Annotated in this window: 23 protein-coding genes and 1 tRNA gene; 14 read left to right on the forward strand and 10 right to left on the reverse strand. The window is 68.0% G+C overall.

Annotated elements, in window-relative coordinates; translation table 11 throughout:
- Positions 1–97: 97 nt before the first annotated feature.
- A complete protein-coding gene (locus AC1RVW_RS24180) occupies positions 98–2,032 on the forward strand; it encodes an adenylate/guanylate cyclase domain-containing protein (protein ID WP_493203013.1) in 1,935 nt (644 codons plus the stop codon).
- Positions 2,033–2,041: 9 nt separating this feature from the next.
- On the opposite strand, the gene AC1RVW_RS24185 is transcribed toward AC1RVW_RS24180, so the two are convergent.
- A complete protein-coding gene (locus AC1RVW_RS24185; RefSeq protein WP_493203015.1) occupies positions 2,042–2,488 on the reverse strand; it encodes a YbaY family lipoprotein in 447 nt (148 codons plus the stop codon).
- Between the two features lie 7 nt (positions 2,489–2,495).
- Positions 2,496–4,499 carry an acetoacetate--CoA ligase gene (locus AC1RVW_RS24190; protein WP_493203017.1) on the reverse strand — a complete coding sequence of 668 codons (2,004 nt, stop codon included), beginning with the start codon at positions 4,497–4,499 and terminating at the stop codon, positions 2,496–2,498.
- Between the two features lie 100 nt (positions 4,500–4,599).
- On the opposite strand from AC1RVW_RS24190, the gene AC1RVW_RS24195 reads away from it, so the two are divergent.
- From AC1RVW_RS24195 to AC1RVW_RS24235, 9 genes are all read left to right on the forward strand, one after another.
- Positions 4,600–5,340: a TetR/AcrR family transcriptional regulator gene (locus AC1RVW_RS24195; protein WP_493203019.1), complete on the forward strand. Its 741-nt coding sequence runs from the start codon at positions 4,600–4,602 to the stop codon at positions 5,338–5,340.
- Positions 5,337–6,299, forward strand: coding sequence for an ABC transporter substrate-binding protein (locus AC1RVW_RS24200; RefSeq protein WP_493203022.1), 963 nt, complete (start codon positions 5,337–5,339; stop codon positions 6,297–6,299). Before AC1RVW_RS24195 ends, AC1RVW_RS24200 begins: the two co-directional genes overlap by 4 nt.
- Positions 6,296–7,153, forward strand: coding sequence for an ABC transporter ATP-binding protein (locus AC1RVW_RS24205; RefSeq protein WP_493203024.1), 858 nt, complete (start codon positions 6,296–6,298; stop codon positions 7,151–7,153). Before AC1RVW_RS24200 ends, AC1RVW_RS24205 begins: the two co-directional genes overlap by 4 nt.
- Positions 7,146–7,916, forward strand: coding sequence for an ABC transporter permease (locus AC1RVW_RS24210; protein ID WP_081267323.1), 771 nt, complete (start codon positions 7,146–7,148; stop codon positions 7,914–7,916). The genes AC1RVW_RS24205 and AC1RVW_RS24210 overlap by 8 nt, the downstream gene beginning before the upstream one ends.
- Positions 7,913–8,692: an ABC transporter permease gene (locus AC1RVW_RS24215; RefSeq protein ID WP_493203026.1), complete on the forward strand. Its 780-nt coding sequence runs from the start codon at positions 7,913–7,915 to the stop codon at positions 8,690–8,692. Before AC1RVW_RS24210 ends, AC1RVW_RS24215 begins: the two co-directional genes overlap by 4 nt.
- Before the next feature lie 41 nt (positions 8,693–8,733).
- On the forward strand, positions 8,734–9,540 hold the full coding sequence (locus AC1RVW_RS24220) for a cyclase family protein (RefSeq protein WP_081267321.1): 807 nt from the start codon (positions 8,734–8,736) through the stop codon (positions 9,538–9,540).
- 10 nt (positions 9,541–9,550) lie between these two features.
- Positions 9,551–10,876 carry a fumarylacetoacetase gene (gene fahA, locus AC1RVW_RS24225; protein WP_493203029.1) on the forward strand — a complete coding sequence of 442 codons (1,326 nt, stop codon included), beginning with the start codon at positions 9,551–9,553 and terminating at the stop codon, positions 10,874–10,876.
- Positions 10,877–10,941: 65 nt separating this feature from the next.
- Positions 10,942–11,082 carry a hypothetical protein gene (locus AC1RVW_RS24230; RefSeq protein WP_159053677.1) on the forward strand — a complete coding sequence of 47 codons (141 nt, stop codon included), beginning with the start codon at positions 10,942–10,944 and terminating at the stop codon, positions 11,080–11,082.
- Positions 11,083–11,198: 116 nt separating this feature from the next.
- Entirely contained in the window at positions 11,199–12,239 is a 1,041-nt protein-coding gene (locus AC1RVW_RS24235; protein ID WP_493203031.1) for an RNA ligase (ATP), read from the forward strand.
- A 78-nt stretch (positions 12,240–12,317) separates the two neighbouring features.
- On the opposite strand, the gene AC1RVW_RS24240 is transcribed toward AC1RVW_RS24235, so the two are convergent.
- The 3 genes from AC1RVW_RS24240 to AC1RVW_RS24250 all read right to left on the reverse strand — a co-directional run bounded on the left by AC1RVW_RS24240 (position 12,318) and on the right by AC1RVW_RS24250 (position 13,810).
- Positions 12,318–12,393: transfer RNA gene (locus AC1RVW_RS24240), tRNA-Gly, on the reverse strand.
- A 63-nt stretch (positions 12,394–12,456) separates the two neighbouring features.
- A complete protein-coding gene (locus tag AC1RVW_RS24245; protein ID WP_106936224.1) occupies positions 12,457–13,359 on the reverse strand; it encodes an NAD(P)/FAD-dependent oxidoreductase in 903 nt (300 codons plus the stop codon).
- Complete coding sequence (locus tag AC1RVW_RS24250) at positions 13,349–13,810, reverse strand: RrF2 family transcriptional regulator (protein ID WP_285413749.1); 462 nt, start codon at positions 13,808–13,810, stop codon at positions 13,349–13,351. Before AC1RVW_RS24250 ends, AC1RVW_RS24245 begins: the two co-directional genes overlap by 11 nt.
- A gap of 222 nt (positions 13,811–14,032) precedes the next feature.
- Here AC1RVW_RS24250 and AC1RVW_RS24255 point away from each other — a divergent pair, with 222 nt between their 5' ends.
- Entirely contained in the window at positions 14,033–14,461 is a 429-nt protein-coding gene (locus tag AC1RVW_RS24255; RefSeq protein ID WP_493203034.1) for an adhesin, read from the forward strand.
- 80 nt (positions 14,462–14,541) lie between these two features.
- On the opposite strand, the gene AC1RVW_RS24260 is transcribed toward AC1RVW_RS24255, so the two are convergent.
- The 5 genes from AC1RVW_RS24260 to AC1RVW_RS24280 form a co-directional block, all read right to left on the reverse strand.
- Positions 14,542–14,985 (reverse strand): MaoC family dehydratase, encoded by a 444-nt coding sequence (locus AC1RVW_RS24260; RefSeq protein ID WP_493203036.1) that lies wholly within the window; start codon positions 14,983–14,985, stop codon positions 14,542–14,544.
- A 10-nt stretch (positions 14,986–14,995) separates the two neighbouring features.
- Positions 14,996–16,279 (reverse strand): benzoyl-CoA 2,3-epoxidase subunit BoxA, encoded by a 1,284-nt coding sequence (gene boxA, locus AC1RVW_RS24265; protein ID WP_493203038.1) that lies wholly within the window; start codon positions 16,277–16,279, stop codon positions 14,996–14,998.
- A 135-nt stretch (positions 16,280–16,414) separates the two neighbouring features.
- Entirely contained in the window at positions 16,415–17,842 is a 1,428-nt protein-coding gene (gene boxB / locus AC1RVW_RS24270; RefSeq protein ID WP_106936228.1) for a benzoyl-CoA 2,3-epoxidase subunit BoxB, read from the reverse strand.
- A gap of 31 nt (positions 17,843–17,873) precedes the next feature.
- Positions 17,874–19,550 carry a 2,3-epoxybenzoyl-CoA dihydrolase gene (gene boxC, locus AC1RVW_RS24275; RefSeq protein ID WP_493203040.1) on the reverse strand — a complete coding sequence of 559 codons (1,677 nt, stop codon included), beginning with the start codon at positions 19,548–19,550 and terminating at the stop codon, positions 17,874–17,876.
- Between the two features lie 416 nt (positions 19,551–19,966).
- On the reverse strand, positions 19,967–20,914 hold the full coding sequence (locus AC1RVW_RS24280) for a helix-turn-helix transcriptional regulator (RefSeq protein ID WP_493203042.1): 948 nt from the start codon (positions 20,912–20,914) through the stop codon (positions 19,967–19,969).
- A gap of 163 nt (positions 20,915–21,077) precedes the next feature.
- Between AC1RVW_RS24280 and AC1RVW_RS24285 the strand changes: the two genes are divergently transcribed.
- The 3 genes from AC1RVW_RS24285 to AC1RVW_RS24295 all read left to right on the forward strand — a co-directional run bounded on the left by AC1RVW_RS24285 (position 21,078) and on the right by AC1RVW_RS24295 (position 24,822).
- Complete coding sequence (locus AC1RVW_RS24285; RefSeq protein ID WP_493203044.1) at positions 21,078–21,569, forward strand: 4-hydroxylaminobenzoate lyase; 492 nt, start codon at positions 21,078–21,080, stop codon at positions 21,567–21,569.
- A gap of 123 nt (positions 21,570–21,692) precedes the next feature.
- The gene (locus AC1RVW_RS24290; protein WP_493203046.1) at positions 21,693–23,243 is read left to right on the forward strand and encodes a 3,4-dehydroadipyl-CoA semialdehyde dehydrogenase; all 1,551 of its coding nucleotides are present in this window, start codon (positions 21,693–21,695) and stop codon (positions 23,241–23,243) included.
- Between the two features lie 31 nt (positions 23,244–23,274).
- Positions 23,275–24,822 (forward strand): benzoate-CoA ligase family protein, encoded by a 1,548-nt coding sequence (locus AC1RVW_RS24295; RefSeq protein ID WP_493203048.1) that lies wholly within the window; start codon positions 23,275–23,277, stop codon positions 24,820–24,822.
- The last annotated feature ends 43 nt before the right edge of the window (positions 24,823–24,865 follow it).

Raw genomic sequence — 24,865 nt, forward strand, 5'->3', positions numbered from 1 at the left:
AGGATCTCCGACACCAACGATCGGGGCCGCGGACTCGCCGGATGCCGATCCGTGCCTTCGTGGCGCGGGTGTGTTCGAGTGGTCGTCAGGGAGCTGTATGAACAAGAACTCGTCCGGGAATCCGGGTGTGGCGGGAAAGCCGCCTTTCGAATCCGCCGCCGCGGCACCGCCATCGAAGCGCTCGCGGCGCTTCAGGGTGGACGTGGGCACCATCGTCAGCGCGGTGGCGCTCACGCAGTCGCTGCTGCTGGTGTCGCTGGGCTATTGGGGGTCGCAGCGGCTGGTCTCGCGCATCGGCACTTCCGCGCACAAGGCCAACCACGACCGCACCGAGGACAAAGTGCTGGCCTTCCTGCAGAAGGCCGAGTCGGTGATCGACGCGGCGGGCAGCGCCCCCAGCCTGCGGCCCGCGGGCGAGCAGTCCGAGAGAACGTCGGAGCTGCTGTGGACGCTGCTGGCGCAATCGCCCGAGCTCGACAGCATCTACGTGGCCAACGAAGCCGGCCAGATGCTGATGGCCCTGCGCTACCCCACGCCCGCCATGCGCCACATAGAGCGCGGCCCGCAGTTCACCACCGAGACCTGGCACTACAAGCCGCCGCCTTCGGCCGAAGCCGACGTGCAGGACCGCTACGCCACGCGGCGCGTCGAAACCCTGCACAGCAGCTACGACCCGACGCAGCGCAGCTGGTACGTGCAGGCCCGCAAGGCACAGGGGCCGGTATGGACGCAGCCCTATGTGTTTGCCGCCGCGCAGGAACTGGGCGTGACCTACGCACTGCCTGGCAAGCGGCGCTATGCCGAGGGCGGCACGCAGGCGCTGGTGGTGGCGGGCGACGTGTCGCTGGGGCGCCTGTCGGGGTTCGTGCAGCAATTCAGCAGCAGCATCGGCCATGGCGACAGCGCCCTCCTGAGCGCCGACTTCCGCGTGCTGGCGCGCAGCGACCATCCGGGCGTGCTCCACAAGCTGGAGCTCCCGTCGGGCGTGCTCGGCGCGCTGCATGCCCACATGCTGGCCGACGGCACCGCGGGCAGCCGCCACGACACCGAGTTTTCTTTCACGCACGAAGGGCGCAACTATCTGGTGCAGACCTCGTCCATTCCCAGCACGGGCTGGCAGCTGGTGAGCTGGGTGCCCGAAGACGTCCTGCTGGGCGACCTGCGGCATGCCGTGCTGCTGAGCCTGCTGCTCGCGCTGGCCTTCCTGGCGGTGGCGCTGTTCATGTCCCTCAAGCTGTCGAAGCTGGTGACATCGCCGGTGGAGAACCTCTCGCACATCGCGCGGCGCATCGGCCTGCTGGAGCTGGACAACCTGCCGCGCGAGCCCAGCCGCGTGCTCGAGATCCAGCACCTGGACCAGGCGCTGGACGATTCCGCGCGCAGCCTCAAGGCCTTCAGCAAGTTCGTGCCGGTGGATGTCATCAACCAGCTGGTCGCCGACGGCCACGCACTCGCGCCCAACGGCTCGCCGCGCCGGGTGACGGTGATGTTCAGCGACGTGGAGGGTTTCACCTCGATCTCGGAGTCGCTCGACACCGACGTGCTGGTGGGCATGCTGACCGAGTACTTCAACCTCGCGACGGCGGTGTTCGCGCGGCACGGCGGCATGGTCGACAAGTTCATCGGCGACGGCATCATGGTGCTGTGGGGCGCGCCCGCCGACCTGCCCGACGCCGAGTACAGGGCCTGCATGGCGGCCCGCGAGCTGCACGTGGAAATGGACGAACTCAACCGCCGGTGGGTTGAACAGGGCCTGCCCGAGTTCCGCACGCGCGTGGGCATTCACACGGGCATGGTGATCGCGGGAGTGCTGGGCTCGAACGACCGGCTGTCGTACACCGCGTTCGGCGACGTGATCAACGTGGCGAGCCGCATCGAGGGCATCAACAAGCAGCTGGGCACGCAGGTGCTGATGTCGGAGGTGACGTTCGCGGGCCTGCAGGGCCGGCTGCACACGCGCCGCATCGAGGAACTCGTGGAGCTGCGCGGCCGGCAGACGCGCATGGTGCTCTACGAGCTGATGACTTCGTAGCGGCCCGCTCTAGCGCGGCGCCTGGGTGACGCGCACCAGCACCAGGTTGGCGCTGGTGCCGTTGCCCTGCGTGAGCACCGAATACTGCGTGTCGTTGATGAACAGCAGCTGGTCGCCGCGCGAGATGCGCGCCGACACGGCATAGCGCATGCGCGGATCGATGCGGGCCGCGTCCACCTTCAGCTCGTAGGCGAACGGCGGCTGCCTGCCATCGGCCTTGAAGCGCTGCTCGGCCAGCACGGTAGAGGGCGCGTCCATGCGCGACACGTCGAGCAGCTGCACCATGATCTCGGCCGCGGGGTCGAGCGCGATGCGCTCGCGATAGGCGACGGTGCCGGTCACGCGCAACTGCGAGGCTCCAGCAGCCGCGCCGGACGACGAGGGCACCGCGCAGGCACCCAGCAAAGAAGCGCCTGCCACGGCGGAAAACATGAGGAGGCCGGTACGTCTTTTCATGCGCCCATTATGCGGAGGCACGCTCCGCTGCGAAGGCCACATACCACTCGAGGCTTCCGGGGTTTGCCATCGCTTCGCGGTTGACCACCTTCTCCAGCGGCTGCCCCAGCAGCAGCTTCTTGATCGGCAGTTCCTGCTTCTTGCCGGAGAGCGTGCGCGGAATCTCGCCCACCTGGAAGATGTCGTTGGGCACGAAGCGCGGCGACAGCGACGTCTTGATGGCGTTGTTCAGACGCGCGCGCATGGCATCGTCGAGCGCCACGCCAGGGCGCAGCACCACGAACAGCGGCATGTAGCTGTCGCGGCCCAGGTACTCGAGGTCGACCACCATCGAGTCGAGCACCTCGGGCAGGCCCTCGACCGCGCTGTAGATTTCGCTGGTGCCCATGCGCAGGCCCTGGCGGTTGATGGTGGCGTCGCTGCGGCCGTAGATGATGCAGCCGCCGTCGGCGCCGATCCTGATCCAGTCGCCGTGGCGCCATACGCCGGGGTAGGTGTCGAAGTAGCTCGACAGGTAGCGCGCGTTGCCCTCGTCGCCCCAGAAGTACAGCGGCATCGACGGAATGGGCTGGGTGCACACCAGCTCGCCCACCTCGCCGATGACGGGCTGGCCGTCGTCGTTCCAGGCTTCCACGGCATGGCCGAGTTCGCGGCATTGCATCTGTCCCGGCACTTCGGGCAGGTCGCGGTTGCCGCCGACGAAGGCGCCGCAGAAGTCGGTGCCGCCGGAGATGTTGCACCACCACACGTCGGGGGAGCCCGCGTCGAGGATCTGCCGCGAGCCCCAGCGCTGAACTTCCTCGGGCAGCGGCGAGCCGGTGCTGCCGAGCGCGCGTACGGCCGACAGGTCGCCGCAGTCCTTGGCCACGAGGCCGGCCTTCATGCAGTTGGTGAAGTAGGCCGCGCCGGCGCCGAAGAAGGTGACCTTGTGCCGCGCCACGAAGCGCCACAGCACGCTCCAGTCGGGCTTCTCCTTGCTGCCCGCCGGGTTGCCGTCGTAGATGCAGATGGTGGCGCCGAAGGCCATGCCCGAGAGCTGCGAGTTCCACATGACCCAGCCGGTGGAGCTGTACCAGTGGTAGCGCTCGCCGAGGTTGTTGGCGCCGTAGCTCGCGCCCACGTCGTTGTGCAGGCCGCAGGCGTGCATGGTGAGGATGATGCCGCCCTGCCCGTGCACGATGGGCTTGGGCAGCCCGGTGGTGCCGCTGGAATAGACGATCCAGATCGGATGGTCGAAGGGCAGCCATTCGGGTTCGAAGGCGTTGACCTCGTCGTCGTAGCGGCCGATGGCGCGCGACCAGTCGATGTCGTGCGGCACAGCGTTGGCGGCGAAGGGCGACTTCACCAGCACCAGCTTCTTCACGCTGGGCAGCTGGCCGCGCAGCTCCCGCAGCACCGCGCTGCGGTCGAGCGGCTTGCCGCCGTAGTGCACGCCGTCCACCGCGATCAGCACCTTGGGCTCGATCTGGCGGAAGCGGTCGGCCACGGCGGCGGTGCCCATGTCGGGCGCGCACACGCTCCAGATCGCCCCGATGCTGGAGCACGCCAGGAAGGCGACCATGGTCTCGGGCACGTTGGGCAGGTAGGCCGCGACGCGGTCGCCGCGGCGCACGCCCAGCGCCCTGAGCGTGAGCGCGACCGACGCGACCTGGCGGCGCATCTCGGGCCAGGACATCTCGCGCACGTCGCCGCGTTCGTTGTCGCTCACGATCGCGGGCATGCCGGCCGCGTGCGCCGCATCGACGTGGCGCAGCACCTCGCGCGCGTAGTTGACCTGGGCGCCGGGGAACCACTGCGCGCCGGGCATGCGGCGCTCGGCCAGCACGGTGGCGCCGGGCGCGAGCGGCGTGGGGGACTGGATGGCGGCGTAGTCCCAGATGCTGCGCCAGAAGGCGTCGAGCTCGGTCACGGACCAGCGCCACAGCGCGTCGTAGCTGTCGAAGGAGAGGCCGCGCTTCTCGCGCAGCCAGTTCTGATAGAGGCGGATCTGGGGAATGTTGGGGGCGGGCATCCTGCAAGCGTAGCGCTGCGAACGACCGTGCTCAATCGGGGTTGACCTCAGGGTTTGTACGTGTGTTCAAGTTTTTTGTACAAGCGTTCAATACGCCCCGATGAGCACCCGCACACCGACCCACAGGCGCGGCGCCTCGCGCGCCGCGGCACCTGCCGCCGCCGAGACTGCCCGCCCCGACCGCAAGCACGCCATCCTGCTGGCGGCCGAGAAGCTTTTTGCGCGGCACGGCTACCACGTGGTCACCATCCGCCAGATCGCCGAGGAAGCCGGCGTGCCGCTGGCGCTCGTGGGCTACTACTACGGCCAGAAGCACGAGCTGTTTCACGCCATCTTCGAACACTGGGGCCACACCATCGAGGAGCGGCTCGCCGGCCTGGCCGCCCTGACCCTCGACCCCGAAGACGTGCGCACGCTGCCGCGCATCATCGAAGCCTTCACCGCGCCGGTGCTGGCGCTGCGCGCGAGCGCCGAGGGCGAGTACTACGCGCTGCTGGTGGCGCGCGAGCTGTACCACGCGACCGAGGAAGCCGACCGCGTGCTGCGCGGCTATTTCGACCCGCTGGCCGAGGCCTACATCGACGCGCTGCACATCGCGCTGCCGCACGCCTCGCGCAGCCAGGTCGCCTGGGGCTACCAGTTCGCGCTGGGCTCGCTGCTGCACCACCTGAACGACAGCCGCATCGAACGGCTCTCGCGCGGCGAGAACAAGCGCGCCGACCCGGCCGTGGCGCCGATGCTCGTGAACTTCATCGTCGGCGGCCTGCGCGCCGCGCTGCCTCGCCCCAAGGCGGCCAGGAATCCATCCACGAAAACCACCCCACGGAGACAGAAGACATGATGACGAAGACCCCGGTGAAACGGCGCACCCTGTTGTTGTCGGCGCTCGCTGCCGCATCGGCCGCCGCCACGCTGCCCGCGCTCGCGCAGTCCGCCACGAAGATCGTGTTCGGCTACACGGCCGTGACCGACTTCGCATCGGTGTTCGTGGCGGCCGAAGAGGGCTACTTCAAGAAGCGCAGCCTCGATGTCGAGCTCAAGTTCATTCCGCTGAACTCGACCATCCCGGCCGCGCTGCAGTCCGACTCGCTGCAGATCGGCGGGCCCACGCCGTCGGTGTTCCTGCAGGCGGTGGACGGCGGCCTGGACCTGGTGCTGGTGGCCGGCGGCGGGCTCACCTCGAAGACCATCACCGGCTTCGGCCTGGTGGCGCGCGCTGGCTCGGGCATCAAGAGCGCGCAGGACTGCGTGGGCAAGAAGATCGGCGTGCCGGGCCTGGGCGCCTTCCTGCACGTGACCTTCCGCGCATGGCTGAAGGACAGCGGCGTGGACTACCGCAAGGTCAACTTCGTGGAGGCTGCGTTTCCGCAGCATGCCGACCTGCTGCGAGGCGGCTCGGTCGACGCGGTGGTGTCCGCCGACCCGTTCATGAGCCGCATCACCGAAAGCGGCGCGGGCTACGTGGCCTCGTACTACTCCACCTTCCTGCCCGAGAACAACCAGACCATCGTGCATGCGGCCAAGCGCGAATGGGTGGCGAAGAACCCGGCGGCGGCGCGCGCGTTCCGCGAGGCGCTGGTGGAAGCTGCCGCGTTCATGCAGCAGCCGAAGAACGACGCGAAGGTGCGCGCGGCCATCGGCAAGTACATCAAGCTGCCGCCCGAGGTGCTGGCCAAGGTGCAGGTCTCGCCGCCCGGCCCCGTGGTGACCGAGAAGCAGCTCGCCTACTGGACCGGGCTCATGAAGGAGCAGGACATGCTCAAGACGAACATCGACGTGGCGAAGCTGGTGGCCAAGTGATCTCGGCGCCCGCCCCTGTCACCGCGCGCGCCGCGCTGTCGGCGAGCGCATTCGATTCGCCAGCCCGCCCCGCGATGCAAGACACTCCCTTCCTGCGCTTCGACGGCGTGACCATCCGCCTCGGCGGCCGAGAGATCCTGTCGCCCACCTCGTTCGACGTGGCGCGCGGCGAATTCGTCTGCATCGTCGGCCCCAGCGGCTGCGGCAAGACCACGCTGCTGCGCGCGGCCAGCGGCCTCGTCACTGCCAGCGCGGGCGAGGTGCGGCGCAACGGCGTGAAGATGACCGAGCCCTCGCGCGAAGTGGCGTTCGTGTTCCAGGACTACGGCCGCGCGCTGCTGCCCTGGCGCACGGTGGAAGGCAACGTGAGCCTGGCGCTGGAAGCCGCCGGCGTGCCGACGGCCGAGCGCGCGCCGCGCATTGCCGATGTGCTCGGCAAGGTCGGCTTGGCCAAACATGCGCACAAGTTCCCGGTGCAGCTGTCGGGCGGCATGCAGCAGCGCGCGCAGATTGCCCGCTGCCTCGCGCAGAAGCCCGAGCTGATGATGATGGACGAGCCCTTCGGCGCGCTGGACGCGCTGACGCGGCAGAGCCTGCAGGACGAGCTGGCACGGCTGGTGCGCGACGACGGGCTCACGGTGCTGTTCGTCACGCACGACCTGGAAGAGGCCATCTACCTCGGCGACCGCGTGATCGCGCTGCAGGCCAACCCCGGTCCGGGCCGGCCCAGCCTCGCGCGGATGATCGACGTGAAGATCCCGCGTCCGCGCGACCAGCTCACGACCAAGGAGCATCCGGAGTACCTGCGCCTGCGGCGCGAACTCTTCGCCTTCATCGAGCAGGGCCATGACTGAGCGCGGCTTGTTTCGCTGGCTGCGGCCGTGGGTGTTTCCTGCGCTGCTGATCGGCCTCTTCGAGTGGTATGCGCGCCGCGCGGCTGCCCTGGGCAGCGATTCGCTCGCGCCACCAAGTGCCGCGGCCAAGGCTTTCGCCGGCGCGGCGATCGATGGCTCGCTCTGGCAGGCCACCGGCTTCACGCTGGGCACCGCCGCGCTGGGCCTGCTGCTGGGCGCGGTGCTCGGCATTGCGCTGGGCCTGGTGCTCGGGCTCTCGCGCCGTGCGGCGCAGCTCGGGTCGATGTCCATCGAGGTGCTGCGCCCGGTGCCTTCAGTCGCGCTGATTCCGCTCGCGATGCTGGGCTTCGGCTTCGGCGTGCGCATGGAGCTGGCCATCGTCGCCTTTGCCACTTTCTGGCCGCTGCTGGTGCTGGTGCAGGCGGCGGTGCAGCAGGTCGAGCCCCGGCTGCTCGAGGTGAGCCGCGTGCTGGGGCTGTCGGCGCGCGAGCGGGCCTTCAAGATCGTGCTGCCCGCCATCGTGCCGCGCCTGTTCGTCGCGCTGCGGCTGGGCGTGGCGGTGGCGCTGGTGGTGGCCGTGACGGTGGAGATCGCGGCCAACCCCAACGGCATGGGCTACGCGATGATGATCGCGCAGCAGAGCTTCGACCCCGCGCTGATGCTCGCCTGGCTGGGCTGGATCGGCGTGGTGGGCTTCGCAATCAACGCCGGCATGCTGCTGTTGCAGCGCATGGTGGCGCGGCGGATGGGAGTGCAGCCATGAATGGCCGCGCGCATCTGAATCGCCTCGGCTCGCTCGGCGTGCTCCTCGCGCTGGTCGGGCTGTGGTGGGTGGCCAGCAATGCGGGCTGGGTCAGCCGCGTGTTCCTGCCCACGCCGCAGACCACGTTCGCAAGCCTGCTCGAAGGGCTGAATCTCTCGGGCACCGGCGGCAACGGCGAACTGCTCGGTTTCACGCAGGCCACGGTGGGCCGGATGATCGAAGGCTGGCTGCTGGCCTCGCTGTTCGGCGTGCTGCTGGGCGCGGCCATCGGCGTATCGCCCTCGGTGCGCGCCTGGGTGCAGCCGACACTGGAGTTCATCCGTCCCCTGCCCGCTTCCGCGCTGCTGCCGCTGGCGATTTCGATCTTCGGCCTGAACCCCGGCATGGTGCTCTTCGTGGTCGCGTTCGGCGCGATGTGGCCGGTGCTGCTGGCCACGGTGCACGGCTTCGCTGCGGTGGAGCCGCGCCTGTCGGAAGTGGCGCGCTGCCTGCAGATGTCGCGCGCGGCGTACATCTGGAAGATGGGCCTGCCCAATGCCATGCCCGACATCCTGGCCGGCATGCGCCTGGCGCTGACCATTGCGCTCATCGTCGCGGTGGTGGGCGAAATGATCGCCTCGCAAAGCGGCCTGGGCCAGGCCATCCTGCTGGCGGCGCGCGCCTTCCGCGCCAGCGACCTGTTCGCGGGCATCGTGCTGCTGGGGCTCATCGGCTTCGCGAGCAATGCGCTGCTGGCCTTTGCCGAACAACGCCTGCTGCGCTGGCAGCACCCCTGATTCCTTCGTCTTCCAACACCAACACCCCACAAGGAGTTCCCATGCCACGCAAATTCGTCGACCTGTCGATCTTCCTGGAGAACGACGTGCTGTCCGACCCGCCGGCCTTCGCGCCCAAGATCCAGTACTTCACGCACGAGCAGACCTACGAGCAGATCGAGCCCTTCTTTCCGGGCCTGAAGAAGGAAGACCTGCCCGACGGCGAGGGCTGGGCGGTGGAACTGGTGCAGCTGTCCACGCACAACGGCACGCACCTCGATGCGCCCTATCACTTCCACTCGACCATGGACAAGGCGCTGGGCGAGAAGAAGCCCGCCATCGCCATCCACGACGTGCCGCTAGAGTGGTGCTTCCAGCCCGGCGTGAAGCTCGACTTCCGGCATTTCGCCGACGGCTACGTGGTGACCGCCGCGGACGTCGAGGCCGAGCTCAAGCGCATCGGCCACACGCTGAGCCCGCTGGAGATCGTGGTGGTCAACACGCGCGCCGGTTCGCGCTACGGCAACCCCGACTACGTGTCGGCCGGCGCGGGCATGGGCTATGAAGCGACCATGTACCTGCTGGAGCGCGGTGTGCGCCTCACCGGCACCGACGCATGGAGCTGGGACGCCCCCTTCGTGCACACCGCCAAGAAATACGGCGAGACGCAAGACGCCTCGCTGATCTGGGAAGGCCACAAGGCCGGCCGCGACATCGGCTACTGCCACATCGAAAAGCTGCACAACCTGGAGGCGCTGCCGCCTACCGGCTTCTTCATCAGCTGCTTTCCGCACAAGATCCGTGGCGCATCCGCGGGCTGGACCCGCGCGGTCGCGATCTTCGACGACGCGCTGATGGCTTCGGTGTGAGGGCCCGTTCATGAGCATTGCACTCAACCACACGCACGACGTTCATGCGCGCAGCTGGGTCGAATCCGCCAATGCGGCCGGCAGCGACTTTCCGATCCAGAACCTGCCGCATGCGGTGTTCCGCCGCGCGGGAAGCAGCGAGGCTTTTCGCGGCGGCGTCGCCATCGGCGACCAGGTGCTGGACCTCGCTGCGCTGGTCACGCGCGAGCAGCTCGAGGGCCTCGCGCTGCATGCGGCACGCGCGGCCGGGCAGCCTGCGCTGAATGACTTCTTCGCACTCGGCCCCGCCGCGTGGAAGGCGCTCCGCCATGCGCTCTTCGGCCTGCTGAAGAACGATGCGCCAGTCGCCACGGTGCAGGCGGTGCGCGAATGCCTCGTGCCGCAGGCCGATGCCGAATACACCGTGCCAGCGCGCATCGGCGACTACACCGACTTCTACACCTCCATCGATCACGCGCTGAACATCAGCCGGCTGATGAACCCCGACGGCGACGTGACACCCAACTTCCGCTGGATCCCCACGGCGTACCACGGGCGGGTGTCGACCATCGGCGTGAGCGGCCAGCGCTTTCATCGGCCGATGGGCCAGGCGATGGCGCCCGGCGCGAAGGCGCCCACGTACCAGGCCTGCGCGCGGCTCGACTACGAGCTGGAGCTGGGCGTGTGGATCGGCACCGGCAATGCGCAGGGCGAGCCCATTGCGCTGGAGCGCGCGGAGGAGCACATCTTCGGCATCTGCCTGCTCAACGACTGGTCGGCGCGCGACATCCAGTTCTGGGAGATGGCGCCGCTCGGGCCGTTCCTCGCGAAGAATTTCGCGACCACGATCTCGCCGTGGATCGTGACGATGGAAGCGCTCGCGCCTTACCGGCAAGCGTGGACGCGCCCGGCCGACGAGCCCCAGCCGCTTGCCTATCTGGAGAACGCGGCGAACCGCGAGAGCGGCGCGCTCGACATCCGCCTGGAGGTCTGGCTCGAGAGCGAGAAAGCGCGCAAGGAGAAGACAGGGCCATCGCGCCTCTCGTCCACCAGCTTCAGGCACCAGTACTGGAGCGTGGCGCAGATGGTGACGCACCACACCATGGGCGGCTGCAGCCTGAACCCCGGCGACCTGTTCGGCAGCGGCACGATCTCCGGGCCGGGCCCCGGCGAGGCCGGCGCGATCATCGAGCTGACGCGCGCGGCGCAGAGCCCGGTGACGCTGGCCAACGGCGAGCAGCGCGGCTTTCTCGAAGACGGCGACGCTGTGCTGCTGCGCGGCTGGTGCGAGAAGCCGGGGCATGCGCGCATCGGGTTCGGGGAGAGCCGGGGGATGGTGCTGCCGGCCAGAGGTTGACGGCCCGGTAAATACTCTTTACAGTCCGCCTCCTTCGAAACGCACACCTCCACCGAAACTTCATCGTGAACGCCGCATCGGTCATCGCCAACATCCGCCGCATCGTCTGCCCCGCATCGGGCGGCACATTCGCGTACGGCATCGACCATGCGACGAACCTGCAGCAGGCAGGCGAACACACACCACCGGGCGGGGGCAGCGCATAGCGCACATCTCTTCGACACTCTTTCACAAGAGGCCCGGACACCGAATGGTTCCGGGCCTTTTTCTTTTTTTGCGTCACCGTCAGTTCATCATCAATCAACCACAGGGAGAAAAAACCATGCGCAAGCTTGTCACCGTCCGCACTTTCGATGCCGTTCGCCCCATCCCCGGGGCCGACGCGATCGAATGCGCCATCGTCGAAGGCTGGACCGTCGTCACCAAGAAGGGGGAGTTCGCCGCCGGCGACCGTGGCGTCTTCTTCGAGATCGACGCGTTCCTGCCGCTCGACGATCCGCGCTTCGCCTTTCTCGAGAAGTCGGCCATCACCTGGAACGGCAAGCGCGGCGTACGGCTTCGCACGATGAAGCTGCGCGGGCAGATCTCGCAAGGGCTGATCCTGCCGCTGTCGCGATTCGCCGAGATCGACGCGCTCGCGCTGGCCGATCCGGCGCTTCGCCAACGCGACTGGGCCGAGCTGTTCGGCGTCGGCAAGTGGGAGCCGGTGATTCCGGCGTGCCTGTCGGGCGATGTGGAAGGCGCATTTCCGGCGTTCATCGCCAAGACCGACCAGGAGCGCATCCAGAACCTGCCCGAGGTGCTCGCGGCCCATGACGGGCAGTCGTTCGAGGTCACGGTCAAGCTCGACGGCTCGAGCATGACCGTGTTCCACAACGCAGGCGCGCTCGGTGTGTGCGGACGCAACTGGCAGCTTCGCGAAACCCCAGGCAACAGCCTGTGGCGCGTGGCGCGGCAAGACCGCCTGCTCGAAGCGCTGGCCACGCTGGGCCGCAACCTCGCGTTGCAGGGCGAGATCGTCGGCGAGGGCATCCAGGGCAACCCGGAGAAGCTGCGCGGGCAGGCGTTCCACGTGTTCGATGTGTTCGACATCGACCGGGGCACTTACTGCGGGATGGAAGAGCGCAACGCCGTTATCGACGTGCTTCGCGTGCTGGGGGCGACGGTTCGCACCGTGCCGCTGCTCGAAGTGACCACGCTCGAACGCTTCGGCGGCTCGACCGCCGAGGTGCTGGCGTATGCCGAGGGGCCGTCGCTGAACCCGGACACCCAGCGGGAAGGTGTGGTGTTCAAGCGGCTGGACGGCGGGCTGTCGTTCAAGGCGATCTCGAACAGCTACCTGCTGAAGCACTCGGATCGTTGAACGAAAAGGCAAGCCGACAGGAAAGGCTTGCCGCAACGAAAAAAGGCCACCCGTATGGGTGGCCTTTTTCGGCAATGTTGGAGCGGGAGAAGAGTCTCGAACTCTCGACCTCAACCTTGGCAAGGTTGCGCTCTACCAACTGAGCTACTCCCGCGTCGAGCCTCAGATTATAGGGTGATTTTCGACGGGTTTTTCCGAATCCGGGAAAAAAGTTCTTTCAGGCCCCGAACACCAGCGACCGGTGCATCGACACGCCGGCCATCAACCCGTCCGCAGACGCCAGCGTGGCGTTGGAAAACGCCATCGCAAGATCGCCCGCCGCGTAGACGCCGGGCACCGTCGACATCTTCATGGCATCGACGCGCAGCACCTGGCCCATCGGGCCGTCGTCGAAGGCGCAGCCGAGCTGTTCGGCCAGCGGGCTGGCAGGCCGCGTGTGCGGCGCCACGAACAGCGCCTCGACCGGCACGAGCCTGCCGTCTTCGAGGCGCACGCCGGCCAGGCCCGTCGCCTCGCCTTCCAGCCCGGCAATACGCCCCGGCTCGACAGTCACGCCGCGCGACTGCAGCCTGGCGCGAACCTCCGCATCGGGGCCCTTGCTGCCGTTCAGGAAGAGCGTGGTCGGACCCCATTCGGCGATCAGCAATGCATGGTCCGGCGGGCCGCCGGCGTGGAACAGCAGGCCCAGCTGGCGCTCGCCGAACTCGTAGCCGTGGCAGTAAGGACAGTGCAGCACGCTCTTGCCCCAGCGCTGGCCGATTCCGGGAATGTCGGGCAGTCCGTCCTGCACGCCGAACGACAGCAGCAGCTTGCGGGTCGACAGCTGCGCGCCGTCGGCCACAGACACGGTGAAGCCGCCGGAGTCGTCGGCCTCGGCGGCCGTCACGCTGCCCTGGACAAAATCGACCGACGGATACGCGAGCAATTTCGCGCGCGCATCGGCGACCATCTTCAGCGGTGGCGTGCCGTCCTGCCCGAAGAAGCCGTGCGACGCAGCGGCAAAGCGGTTGCGCGGCGCGCCCGCGTCGACCACGCATACCTTCCTGCGTGCGCGGGCCAGTTGCATCGCGGCTGAAAGGCCGGCAAAGCTGCCGCCCACCACCAGAGCGTCATAGCGCATGTTCAATGTCCTTTGAAGTGAAGCCGCCGCCCGTCATGCGGCGATGAAAGTCCCTGGAAAGATCGGCCAGCGTGATGCTGTTGAAACGCCTGAGCAGCAGCGCCTCGGCCTCATCGCACACGCCGTCGAGTGCGGCATTCACCGCCTGCTCGACGATGCAGCCCGGGCTCTCTGTGCGGTTGCCCATGGCCAGCAGCGCGGGCGCGCCGACGGCGTTGTGCACGTCGCCCAGCGTGACCGCCGAGAGCGAGCAAGACAGCACCCACCCGCCGCCGTGCCCCTTGGCCGAACTCACGAAACCCGCCTGCCGCAGGCCGGCCATGAGGCGGCGGATGACGACCGGGTTGGTGTGCATCGCGACCGCGAGCAACTCGGAGGTGACCGGCCCCTCCATCTCGGCCATGTGCAGCAGCACGTGGAGAACGCCTGAAAGCTTGCTGTCTCTTTTCATGCAACATTATGAGTTGCGTGTTTTTAACATGACAAGCCCTGGGGTCTTGGGGCGCCGCGCAAACGTTCGAGCTCCCGATCCCGCCGACAGCCATGTCCCACACGCGTGGGCGACTGTGGCGCACATGGCGACAGACGACGGCCCGGCCATGGTTGCACCCGGATCGATCGAACCTCGGTCGCTCCTTGATTCGTGACCATGCTACGAAAGGAACAGTCACCCATGAAGCAACAACAACACAACCGCATCCTCATCGGCGCCGTGCTCGCAGGCCTGCTGGCCATCGGCGGAGCGGCCCAGGCGCAAGGCGTCGGGGTTGGCGTGGGCGTCAATGCCGACGTGAACGCATCCGGTGCAGGCACAGGCGGCAACGCTGGCACAGCTGCCGGCGCCAATGCAGGAGCCAAGGCCAATGCCGGGAGCACGGCAGGCGGTGCGGGCAATGCCGTGGGTGGCGTGCTGGGCGGTGCAACGGGCGCTGTCGGCGGTGCCACGAACGCGGTGGGCGGTGTGACCAACACCGTGGGCGGCACGCTCAATGGCGCGACCGGCGCCGTGGGCTCGGCCGGCAGTGCAGTGAAGGCGCCCGCGGCGGGCGTAAAGGCGAACGGCAAGGCCCAGGGTTCGGGCGCGGTCGACCTCAAGAAGTAAGGTAAGCCAGAGCCACCCGAAGTGGAAGGCCCGCGGCGCTTGATTGCGCGGCGGGCCTTTTTGTTCGTCTGTAGAAAACCTCAGTCGATCGGCTTCAGCCTGAACAGGCTGGTGACTTCCACATCGAGCACCAGCATCTCGCGCTGATTGAACAGCCGCCAGCGCCAGCGCAGGATGCCGAGCGTGGGCCGCTTCTCGGAGCGGCGCGCCTCGATCACGTCGGCCACCAGCCGAAGCGCATCACCGGGCCGCACGGGGTTGGGCCAACGCACATGCTCGAGCCCTGGCGATGCGAAAGACTCCGAGCCCGCCAGCACCGCGTCGACCACCAGCCGCATCGCGATGGAGCAGGTGTGCCAGCCGCTCGCGATCAGCCCGCCGAAAGGGCTTTCTGCGGCGGCTTCGGCGTCTGTGTGAAACCACTGCGGATCGTAGGCCCGCGCGAACTGCACGAGTTCGGCTTCGGTGAGCACATAGGGCCCGGCCTCGATGACCTGGCCCGCATGGAAGTCGGCGAACTGCATCCGCCGCAGCTTAGTAGGTCTCGAGGTGCAGGCGGCCTTCGCGCTTCAAGGCGGCGCCGACGGTGTCCCAGTCGAGCCCCGCTTCCTTCGCCACGTCGCGCAGTGCCAGCACCACGCCCTCTTCCATGCTCTTCAGGCCGCACACGTAGAAGTGGCTGGCACCGTCCTTCAGCAACGCGGCCAGGTCGGCGGCGCGCTCGCGCATCAGGTCCTGCACATAGCGCTTGGGTTGGCCCGGCGTGCGCGAGAACGCCAGGTTGATGTCGATGAAGTCCTTGGGCAGCGACTGCAGCGGGCCGAAGTACGGCAGCTCCTGCTGCGTGCGCGCGCCGAAGAACAGCATCAGCTTGCCGCCCTCGAACTTGCCGCTCTTGCGCAGCCGGCGGCGCCACTCGGTCATGGCGCGCATGGGCGCGCTGCCGGTGCCGGTGCAGATCATCACGATGTGCGACTTGGGGTGGTTCGGCATCAGGAAGGACGAGCCGAAGGGCCCGACCACCTGCACCGTGTCGCCCACCTTCAGGTCGCACACGTAGTTGGAGCACACGCCGCGCACCGGTTCGCCTTCGTGGTCTTCGGTTACGCGCTTCACGGTGAGCGACACGTTGTTGTAGCCGGGCCGCTCGCCGTTGCGCGGGCTGGCCACCGAATACTGGCGCGCATGGTGGCGCTTGCCGATGGCGTCGATGCCCGGCGGCACGATGCCGATCGACTGGCCTTCGAGCACAGGGAACGGCACCACGCCGAAGTCCAGCACGATGTGGTGGGTCTCGCTGTCGAAGCCCGCCTCGGTGCAGTTGAAGTTGCCGACCACGGTGGCGGTCGTCGGGGTCTTCGGCGGAAACAGGTTGGTGTACGCATGCGCGGCCGACCAGGGCGGCACGCTGGCGCCGTACTGCGCCGAGTTGAAGACCGGCTCCACCGACTCGACGGCCGCCTGGGCATGCGTCTGTGCGGGCAACGCGGCGGGGTCGCCGGCCGCATCGGCGGACACGCCGGCGGCTTCGAGCTCTTCAGGGGAAAGTTCGTCGGGCAGCGACTCCCAGGTGAACTGTTCCTCGATCGAATAGGCGCGCACCACCGGCATGGTGCGCCAGTTGTCGATCGAGCCCGTCGGGCACGGCGAGATGCACGCCATGCAGCCGTTGCAGGTGTCCGCGCGCACGACGTAGTTGTTGTCGTCGTGCGTGATCGCGTTCACGGGGCAGATGGCCTCGCAGGTGTTGCAGCGGATGCAGATCTCGGGGTCGATCAGGTGCTGCTTGATGACTCCGGCTTCAACGGCCATGTCCATGTTGTTCTCTCCTGAAAGCCCTCCCCTTTCGGGGGAGGGTCGGGTGGGGGCTTGCGGCGCTTGTCGTGGTCGCGCCGCTGGCCCCCATCCCTGCCTTCCCCCAGAGGGGGAAGGAGCAATATCGAATTACCTCGATCAACCGAAACGCACGTACTCGAAATCCACCGGCTGCCGGTTGATACCCATCACCGGCGGTGAGATCCAGCCTGCGAACTTGCCAGGCTCCACCACGCGGCCCATCAACGATGCCACGAAAGCGAAGTCTTCGGAACTCGGCAGCCATTCGTCGCGCTTGGCGGCCCATTCCACCTCGTTCACCACGCGGCCGTCCGGCGACATCTTGATGCCCGCGAGCGCGCCGATCTGGCGGTTGAAAGCCTTGTGCGGCACGCTCAGGCGGGTCGGGATGCCGGCTTTCTCGAGCACCTTGTTCCAACGGTTCACGCCGGCCACCGAGTCCTTGATGAAGTCGTCGCGCAGCACTTCGTTCAGCGCGTTGAGCATCGGCACGTCCTTCTCGACGAGCTGGCCGTCCTTCACTTCCAGCACCTTGTAGGTCTGGCCCTTGAGCACGTGGTCGTCGTCGCGCTTGCCTTCTTCATAGCGGCCCTTCAGGCCCGAGCTGTAGAAGATGGCGGCGTTGCTCGACTGGTCGGCGCCGAACAGGTCGATGGTCACGCTGTAGTGGAAGTTCAGGTAGCGCTGGATGGTGCCCAAGTCGATGGCGCCGGCCGCGCGCACCTTCTGCGCGTCGTCGGTCTTCAGCTCGTTCATGACCTGCGCGGTGCGCGCGATGACGCGCGACACGCCGCTCTCGCCCACGAACATGTGGTGCGCCTCTTCGGTCAGCATGAACTTCGTGGTGCGCGCGAGCGGGTCGAACGCGCTCTCGGCCAACGCGGCCAGCTGGAACTTGCCGTCGCGGTCGGTGAAGTAGGTGAACATGAAGAACGCGAGCCAGTCGGGCGTCTTCTCGTTGAAGGCGCCCAGGATGCGCGGGTTGTTGTCGTCGCCCGAGGTGCGCTGCAGCAGCGCGTCGGCTTCTTCGCGGCCGTCGCGGCCGAAGTGCTTCTGCAGCAGGTAGACCATGGCCCACAGGTGGCGGCCTTCTTCCACGTTGATCTGGAACAGGTTGCGCAGATCGTACATGCTGGGCGCGGTCAGGCCCAGGTGGCGCTGCTGCTCGACCGAGGCGGGCTCGGTGTCGCCCTGCGTCACGATGATGCGGCGCAGGTTGGCGCGGTGCTCGCCGGGCACGTCCTGCCAGGCCTTCTCGCCCTTGTGGTCGCCGAAGTGGATCTCGCGGTTGGCGTCGCCCGGATTCAGGAAGATGCCCCAGCGGTAGTCGCGCATCTTCACGTGGCCGAACTGGGCCCAGCCCTGCGGATCGACGCTCACGGCCGTGCGCAGGTACACCTCGTGGTTGGTGGAGCCCTCGGGGCCCACGTCGTCCCACCAGTTGATGAAGTTGGGCTGCCAGCCTTCGAGCGCGCGCTGCAGCGTGCGGTCTTCGCCGAGGTTGACGTTGTTGGGGATCTTCTCGCTGTAGTTGATCGTGCTCATCGTTGTTCCTTGGGTTGTACGGACTGCGCTATCAGACGCGATTCATGTCGAAGCCGGCCTTCTGGCCGGTGCCGTAGACCTTCAGCGCGCCCTTTTCGCCGACGGCGTTGGGGCGGTTGAAGATCCAGTTCTGCCAGGCGGTGAGCCGGCCGAAGATGCGAGTGGCCATGTTTTCCTTGCTCGCGAAGCGCAGGTTGGCCTCGAGGCCGGTGAGCGCGTCGGGCGACATGGCGGCGCGCTCCTCGATGGCGATGCGGATCTCGTCGTCCCAGTCGATGTCGTCGGGAGCGGCAGTGACCAGGCCGAGCTTCAGGGCCTCGTCGGCGTCGAGCGGCTTGCCGGCGGCTGCGCGTGCGGCTTCGAGCGGCGCGGCCTCTTCATAGAAGCGGCGCTGCAGGCGGCTCTGGTCGTTCACCATCGGGAAGAAGCCGAAGTTGAATTCGCCCAGCGTGAGCTTGGGCGCGCGCTCGGCGTCGTCGGGCAGCGCGAGCATGTAGGTGCGGTCGGCGGCAAAGGCCAGTTCGGCCAGCGTGCCGGCGAAGCAGGAGCCGGCTTCGACCAGCGCGAACAGGCTGCGCGACGACACGTCCAGGCGCGCCAGCGTGCGGCGCAGCGCGCCGATGGTTTCGCGCACCAGCCAGTGGTCCTTGTTGGCGAACATCACCGCGTCCGACGCGAGCACCGCGGCGGCGTCGCCCTCGGTCTTGAGCAGCCAGGTGCCGACGTCGAGTTCGTTGGTGCGCAGGTTGAGGATGGCGTCGTCGAGTTCGCGGCACAACGCCAGCGGCCACCAGGCGGTGCCCGCCGCTTCGATGGCTGCCACGTCGGCCGGCTGCGTGCCGGTCGGCGCCTTCACCGTGATGGTGGCGGTGCGCTTGCTGCGGTCGATCTGCACGTTGACGTGCGAATAGGCAATGCCGTCGGCGCTGTCGGTGCGTTCGAGGCGGGTCAGGGCCACGCCCTTGCCGCCGGCGGGGCGGTCGCTGCCCGCGGCGAGCTGCGAAGCACGGTCCTGCACGGCGGCAGCGAACTGCGCGGGCTTGGCCACGGCATCGACCAGGCGCCAGTCGACCGCGCGCTGGCCGCGCACGCCTTCGACGCTGGTGCAGAAGATGTCGGCGAGGTCATGGCGCACATGGCGCTTGTCGGTCACGCGGGTCAGGCCGCCGGTGCCGGGCAGCACGCCGAGCAGCGGCACTTCGGGCAGCGAGACGGCGGAGGAGCGGTCGTCCACCAGCAGGATCTCGTCGCAGGCCAGCGCCAGTTCGTAGCCGCCGCCGGCGCAGGCGCCGTTCACGGCCGCGAGGAACTTCAGGCCCGAGTGCTTCGACGAGTCTTCGATGCCGTTGCGCGTCTCGTTGGTGAACTTGCAGAAGTTGACCTTCCAGGCGTGGCTGGAGACACCCAGCATGAAGATGTTGGCGCCCGAGCAGAAGATGCGGTCCTTGCCGCTGGTGACGATGACGCTGCGCACTTCAGGATGCTCGAAGCGCACGCGGTTGAGCGCGTCGTTCAGCTCGATGTCCACGCCCAGGTCGTAGCTGTTGAGCTTGAGCTTGTAGCCGGGGCGGATGCCCGCGTCTTCCGCGATGTCGAGCACGAGGCGCGCAATGGCGCCGTCGAAGCTGAGGGACCAGTGGCGGTATTGGCCGGGCTCGGTGCGGTAGTCGACGCGCGGGGGCGCCTGGAGCGTGGTGGTGTCTGTCATGCGGAAGTCTCCTGTGGGGCAGTGTTCGGAAACCGTGAACAGGAAAGATAATGCACTTTACTGCTCCGATGACATGCATCATGCTGCATGCAAAGAAGCAAGTCAATGCCTGCTGCACTTTTTTTTCAGATTTCGGGCTGGTTGGGTTCGGGGTGCGTGCCCAGGCCACCGGGTACTCCCCTCCGCGAATGTCCCCCGGGCTTCGCCCTCCTCCTTTATTTCGCTGCGGGGAGCACCCGGCGCCCTGTGCACGACGAGCGCTGCTCTTGTGCTGGCTGGTCAACAAGTGCTCTGGACGCTCACGACGGCGGGGTGCCTTGCGCAGCGAAATAAAGGGGGAGCCCGAAGGGCGGAGGACATTCGCGGAGCAAGGTACCCCGTCGGCGTGAGCGCGCCCCGAACAAGAGCCTGGAGATTCAGGCGCCCAGACCCATCGACTGCCGAGCCACCGCCCGCAGCGCCTGGAAACTCTGCGACAAAGTCCTGCCGCTGGTGTCTACCGACAGATCGGCCTTCGAATAGAAGGCGGCCCGGCCGTTCAGGATGCGGCGCAGGTCTTCCATCGCTTCCTTGCTGGCCGCCATCGGGCGGGTGTCGCCCTGCGCGGCCACACGGCCCATGTGCTCCTCGGGCGCGGCCTGCAGCCATACCGTGGTGCAGTGCGCGAGCAGTTCGTTGAAAGTAGCCGGGTCCGAGACGATGCCGCCGGGCGTTGCGATCACCACCTCGCTGTAGATCTGCACCGCCTCCTCGAGCGCGCGGCGCTCATAGCGGCGGTATGCGTTGGTGCCGTACAGGTCGTGAATCTCGCGCACGCTGCAGCCGGCGAGCTTCTCGATCTCGCGGCTCAGTTCGATGAAGGGAATCTCCAGGTCTTCGGCCAGCATCTGGCCCAGCGTCGACTTGCCCGCACCGCGCAGGCCCACCAGCGCGATGCGGCGGTGCCGCGCCGGGTCGACGGAGGCGGTGCCCAGCAGCTCGCCGAGCGCCACGCGCACGCGGCGCAGGTCGGCTTCGCTGCGGTTCTCCAGCAGCTCGCGGATCAGCAGCCACTCCGGCGAGCTGGTCGTGACGTCACCCACCAGTTCGGCCAGCGAGCAATGCAGCGCGCCCGCCACCTGCTGCAGCACCAGGATCGACGCGTTGCCGATGCCGTACTCGAGGTTGGCCAGGTGCCGCTCCGACACGTCGGCCGACAGCGCCACCGCCTTGCGCGTGAGGCCGCGTTGCGCGCGCAGGTTGCGCACGCGGTCGCCCAATGCCGCCAGCAACGGATTCTTGGCCTCCCCGGCCGGCGCCGCGCCGCTGCCGCCGGTGGCGCTTTCGGGCGCGGTGGCCAGCACCGCGTCTACATGCTCGTTCATGCAATTCCTCGTTCTTCGCCGGGATTGTGCGCGCTCAGGGTAAACACCATAGATGCACTATATTGCTTGACACTCATTGTCTCGATGCTTATTGTTCGGCCACAAGCAAGATACTGCACACGCAGCATTCCTGCAAGGTAGTTCATAAGTTCGAGGCCCCACGATGTCCGACCGCAACACACCCGCCACCGGCAAGGAAGCATTTCACCAGCTGATTGCCGGCCTGACCGCCGAAATTGCCGGCAAGCCGCTCGGCAGCGCGCTCGACCAGTGGCTCAACGCCAACCATGGCGCGGGAAGCCCCAGCTTCGAGGCGCTGCGCCAGGCCTGCATCGGCGGCGTGGCCGAAGGCTGGCTCTGCGAGCGCGAAGGCGGCGGCATCAAGTACGGCCGCGTCTTCAAGGCCGAAGACGCGCTGCACCGCTTCTCGGTCGACGTGGTCGACATGCAGGACATCGCCGGCCCGCACCACACGCATCCCAACGGCGAGATCGACCTGATCATGCCGCTCGACGACCATCCCGCCACCTTCGACGGGCGGCCCGCCGGCTGGTGCGTCTACGGCCCGGGCACCGCGCATCGCCCGACCGTGGCCCAGGGCCGCGCACTCGTCCTGTATCTCTTGCCCGAAGGGCAGATCAAGTTCACCGCATGAAGTACTCCCCAAGGCTCGCCCACTTGGTGTGGCCGCCAATCCCCTCGCCGGGGGCAACACCAGCGGCCCGTCGAAGCCGGTTCCGCGGTGTTCCCCGAATCTGCCCACGTTGAGACCCATCGAATGACCGAGCTTCTTTCCAACTACGTTGCAGGCCGCTGGCAAAGCGGCTCGGGCGCAGGCACGCCGCTGTTCGACCCGGTGCTCGGCACCGAGCTCGCGCGCGTCGACGCCACCGGCCTCGACCTGCCCGCCGCCTTTGCCTTTGCACGCGAACAGGGCGGCAACGCGCTGCGCGCCCTCACCTACCGCCAGCGCGCGGAGCTGCTCGCCGCCGTCGTGAAAGTGCTGCAGGCCAACCGAGACGCCTACTACGAGATCGCCACCGCCAACTCCGGCACGGTGAAGAACGACTCGGCCGTCGACATCGACGGCGCGATCTTCACGCTCGGCCAGTACGCGAAGTGGGGCAATGCGCTCGGAGACGTGCGTGCGCTGCGCGACGGCGAGGCGGTCAAGCTCGGCAAGGAGCCGGTGTTCCAGTCGCAGCACCTGCAGGTGCCGACGCATGGCGTGGCGCTGTTCATCAACGCCTTCAACTTCCCGTCGTGGGGCCTGTGGGAAAAGGCCGCGCCCGCGCTGCTGTCGGGCGTGCCGGTGATCGTGAAACCCGCCACCGCCACCGCCTGGCTCACGCAGCGCATGGTGCGCGACGTGGTCGATGCGGGCGTGCTGCCCGCCGGTGCGCTGTCCATCGTCTGCGGCAGTTCGGCCGGCCTGATGGATGCCCTGCAGCCTTTCGACGTGGCCTCTTTCACCGGCTCGGCCGAGACAGCGGCGGTGATCCGCTCGCACCCCGCCGTGGCCGAGCGCTCGGTGCGCGTGAACATCGAGGCCGACAGCCTCAACAGCGCCCTGCTGCTGCCCGGCGCCGCGCCCGGCAGCGAGGCCTTCAACCTGCTGGTGCGAGAAGTGGTGCGCGAGATGACGGTCAAGTCGGGCCAGAAATGCACCGCCATCCGCCGCATCCTGGTGCCGGCCGGGTTGTACGACGCGGCGGCCGAAGCCATCGGCGCCAAGCTCGCGGGCATCACCGTCGGCAATCCGCGCAACGAGAGCGTGCGCATGGGCTCGCTGGTGAGCCGCGCGCAGCTGAACGCGGTGCGCGAAGGCCTCGACGCGCTGGCCGCGCAGACCACGGTGCTGCACGACGGCCGCGACAAGCCGCTGGTCGATGCGGATCCGGCCGTGGCCGCATGCATCGGCCCCGTGCTGCTCGGCGCGCGCGATGCCGACGCGGCGCAGCGCGTGCACGACGTGGAAGTGTTCGGCCCCGTCGCCACGCTGCTGCCGTACCGCGACCTCGCGCACGGCATCGCGCTCGCGCATCGCGGCCAGGGCTCGCTGGTCACATCCCTGTATGGCAGCGACGACGCGGCCCTGGCGCAGGCTGCGCTTGCAGTGGCGCCCAGCCACGGCCGCGTGCATGTCATCACTCCCGAAGTGGCCCAGGCCCACACCGGCCACGGCAACGTGATGCCGATGTCGCTGCACGGCGGCCCCGGCCGCGCGGGCGGCGGCGCCGAACTCGGCGGGCTGCGCGCGCTCGATTTCTATCACCGCCGCAGCGCGGTGCAGGCGAGCCCCGGCGTCATCGCCGCGCTCGGCCTCTAGAACAAGAACACACGGCCGAAGGAGACAAGACATGACCCTGCCCACACGATTCAACTTCGCCGAGCACCTGTTCGCGCTCAACCGCGGCCGCGCGGCGCGCACCGCCTACATCGACGACCGCGGCGCGCTGAGCTACGGCCAGCTCGAGGAACGCGCGCGCCGGCTGGCCGCCGCGCTCAAGGCCGCCGGCATCCGGCGCGAAGAGCGCGTGCTGCTGCTGATGCTCGACGGCAACGACTGGCCGGTGAGCTTCCTGGGCTGCCTGTATGCCGGCATCGTGCCGGTCGCGGTGAACACGCTGCTCACGCCCGACGACTACGCCTACATGCTCGACCACAGCCGCGCGCAGGCGGTGCTGGTGTCGGGCGCGCTGCTGCCGACGCTGCAGGAAGCCATGGCACGCGGCGGGCATGAAGTGCAGGCGATGCTGGTGTCGCAGCCGACGGGCCCGCTGCCGGACAACGCGCAGGAGTTCGATGCCGCGATCGCCGCCGCCGAGCCCCTGGCATCGCCCGTGACCACGGCCTCCGACGACCCGGGCTTCTGGCTGTATTCCTCCGGCTCCACCGGCAAGCCCAAGGGCACGGTGCACACGCACGCCAACCTGTGGTGGACGGCGGAGCTGTACGGCAAGCCGGTGCTCGGGCTCACCGAAGACGACGTGTGCTTCTCGGCCGCCAAGATGTACTTCGCCTACGGCCTGGGCAATGCGCTGACCTTCCCGCTGTCGGTGGGCGCGACCGTGGTGCTGATGGCCGAGCGCCCCACGCCCGACGCCACCTTCCGCCGCTGGGTGGAACACAAGCCCACCGTGTTCTTCGGCGCCCCCACCGGCTTCGCGGGCATGCTCGCCTCGCCGAAGCTGCCCGCGCGCGAAGCAGTGGCGCTGCGCATGTGCTCCTCGGCCGGCGAAGCATTGCCAGGAGAGATCGCGCAGCGCTTCAAGGCGCAGTTCGGCTGCGAGATCATCGACGGCATCGGCTCGACCGAGATGCTGCACATCTTCATCTCCAACCGGCCCGGCGACATTCGCTACGGCACCACCGGCAAGCCGGTGGACGGCTACGAGGTCGAGCTGCGCGGCGAGGACGGGCGCCCCGTGCCCGACGGCGAGGTGGGCGACCTCTACATCCGCGGCCCCAGCGCCGCGCTGATGTACTGGACCAACCGCGAGAAGTCGCGCGAGACCTTCCAGGGCGGCTGGACCAAGAGCGGCGACAAGTACACGCGCGATGCCGACGGCTACTTCACCTACGCCGGGCGCAGCGACGACATGCTCAAGGTCAGCGGCATCTATGTGTCGCCGTTCGAGGTCGAGGCCACGCTGATGCAGCACCCCTCGGTGCTCGAGGCCGCCGTCATCGGCAAGGAAGACGCCGAAGGGCTGACGAAGACCAAGGCCTTCGTGGTGCTGAAGGACGGCGCCGCGGCCAGCGAGGAAGAACTCAAGGCCTTCGTGAAGGAACGTCTTGCGCCTTACAAGTACCCGCGCTTCCTGGAGTTCGTGAGCGAGTTGCCGAAGACGGCGACGGGCAAGATCCAGCGGTTCAGGTTGCGTGAGAAGGAAAAGCAGGCGTGACGGGCGCGCTGTTTCTGTCTTGCTCCCTCCCCCGCTGGGGGAG

It is taken from the genome of Variovorax sp. MPBD4-3 (genome assembly GCF_058809745.1).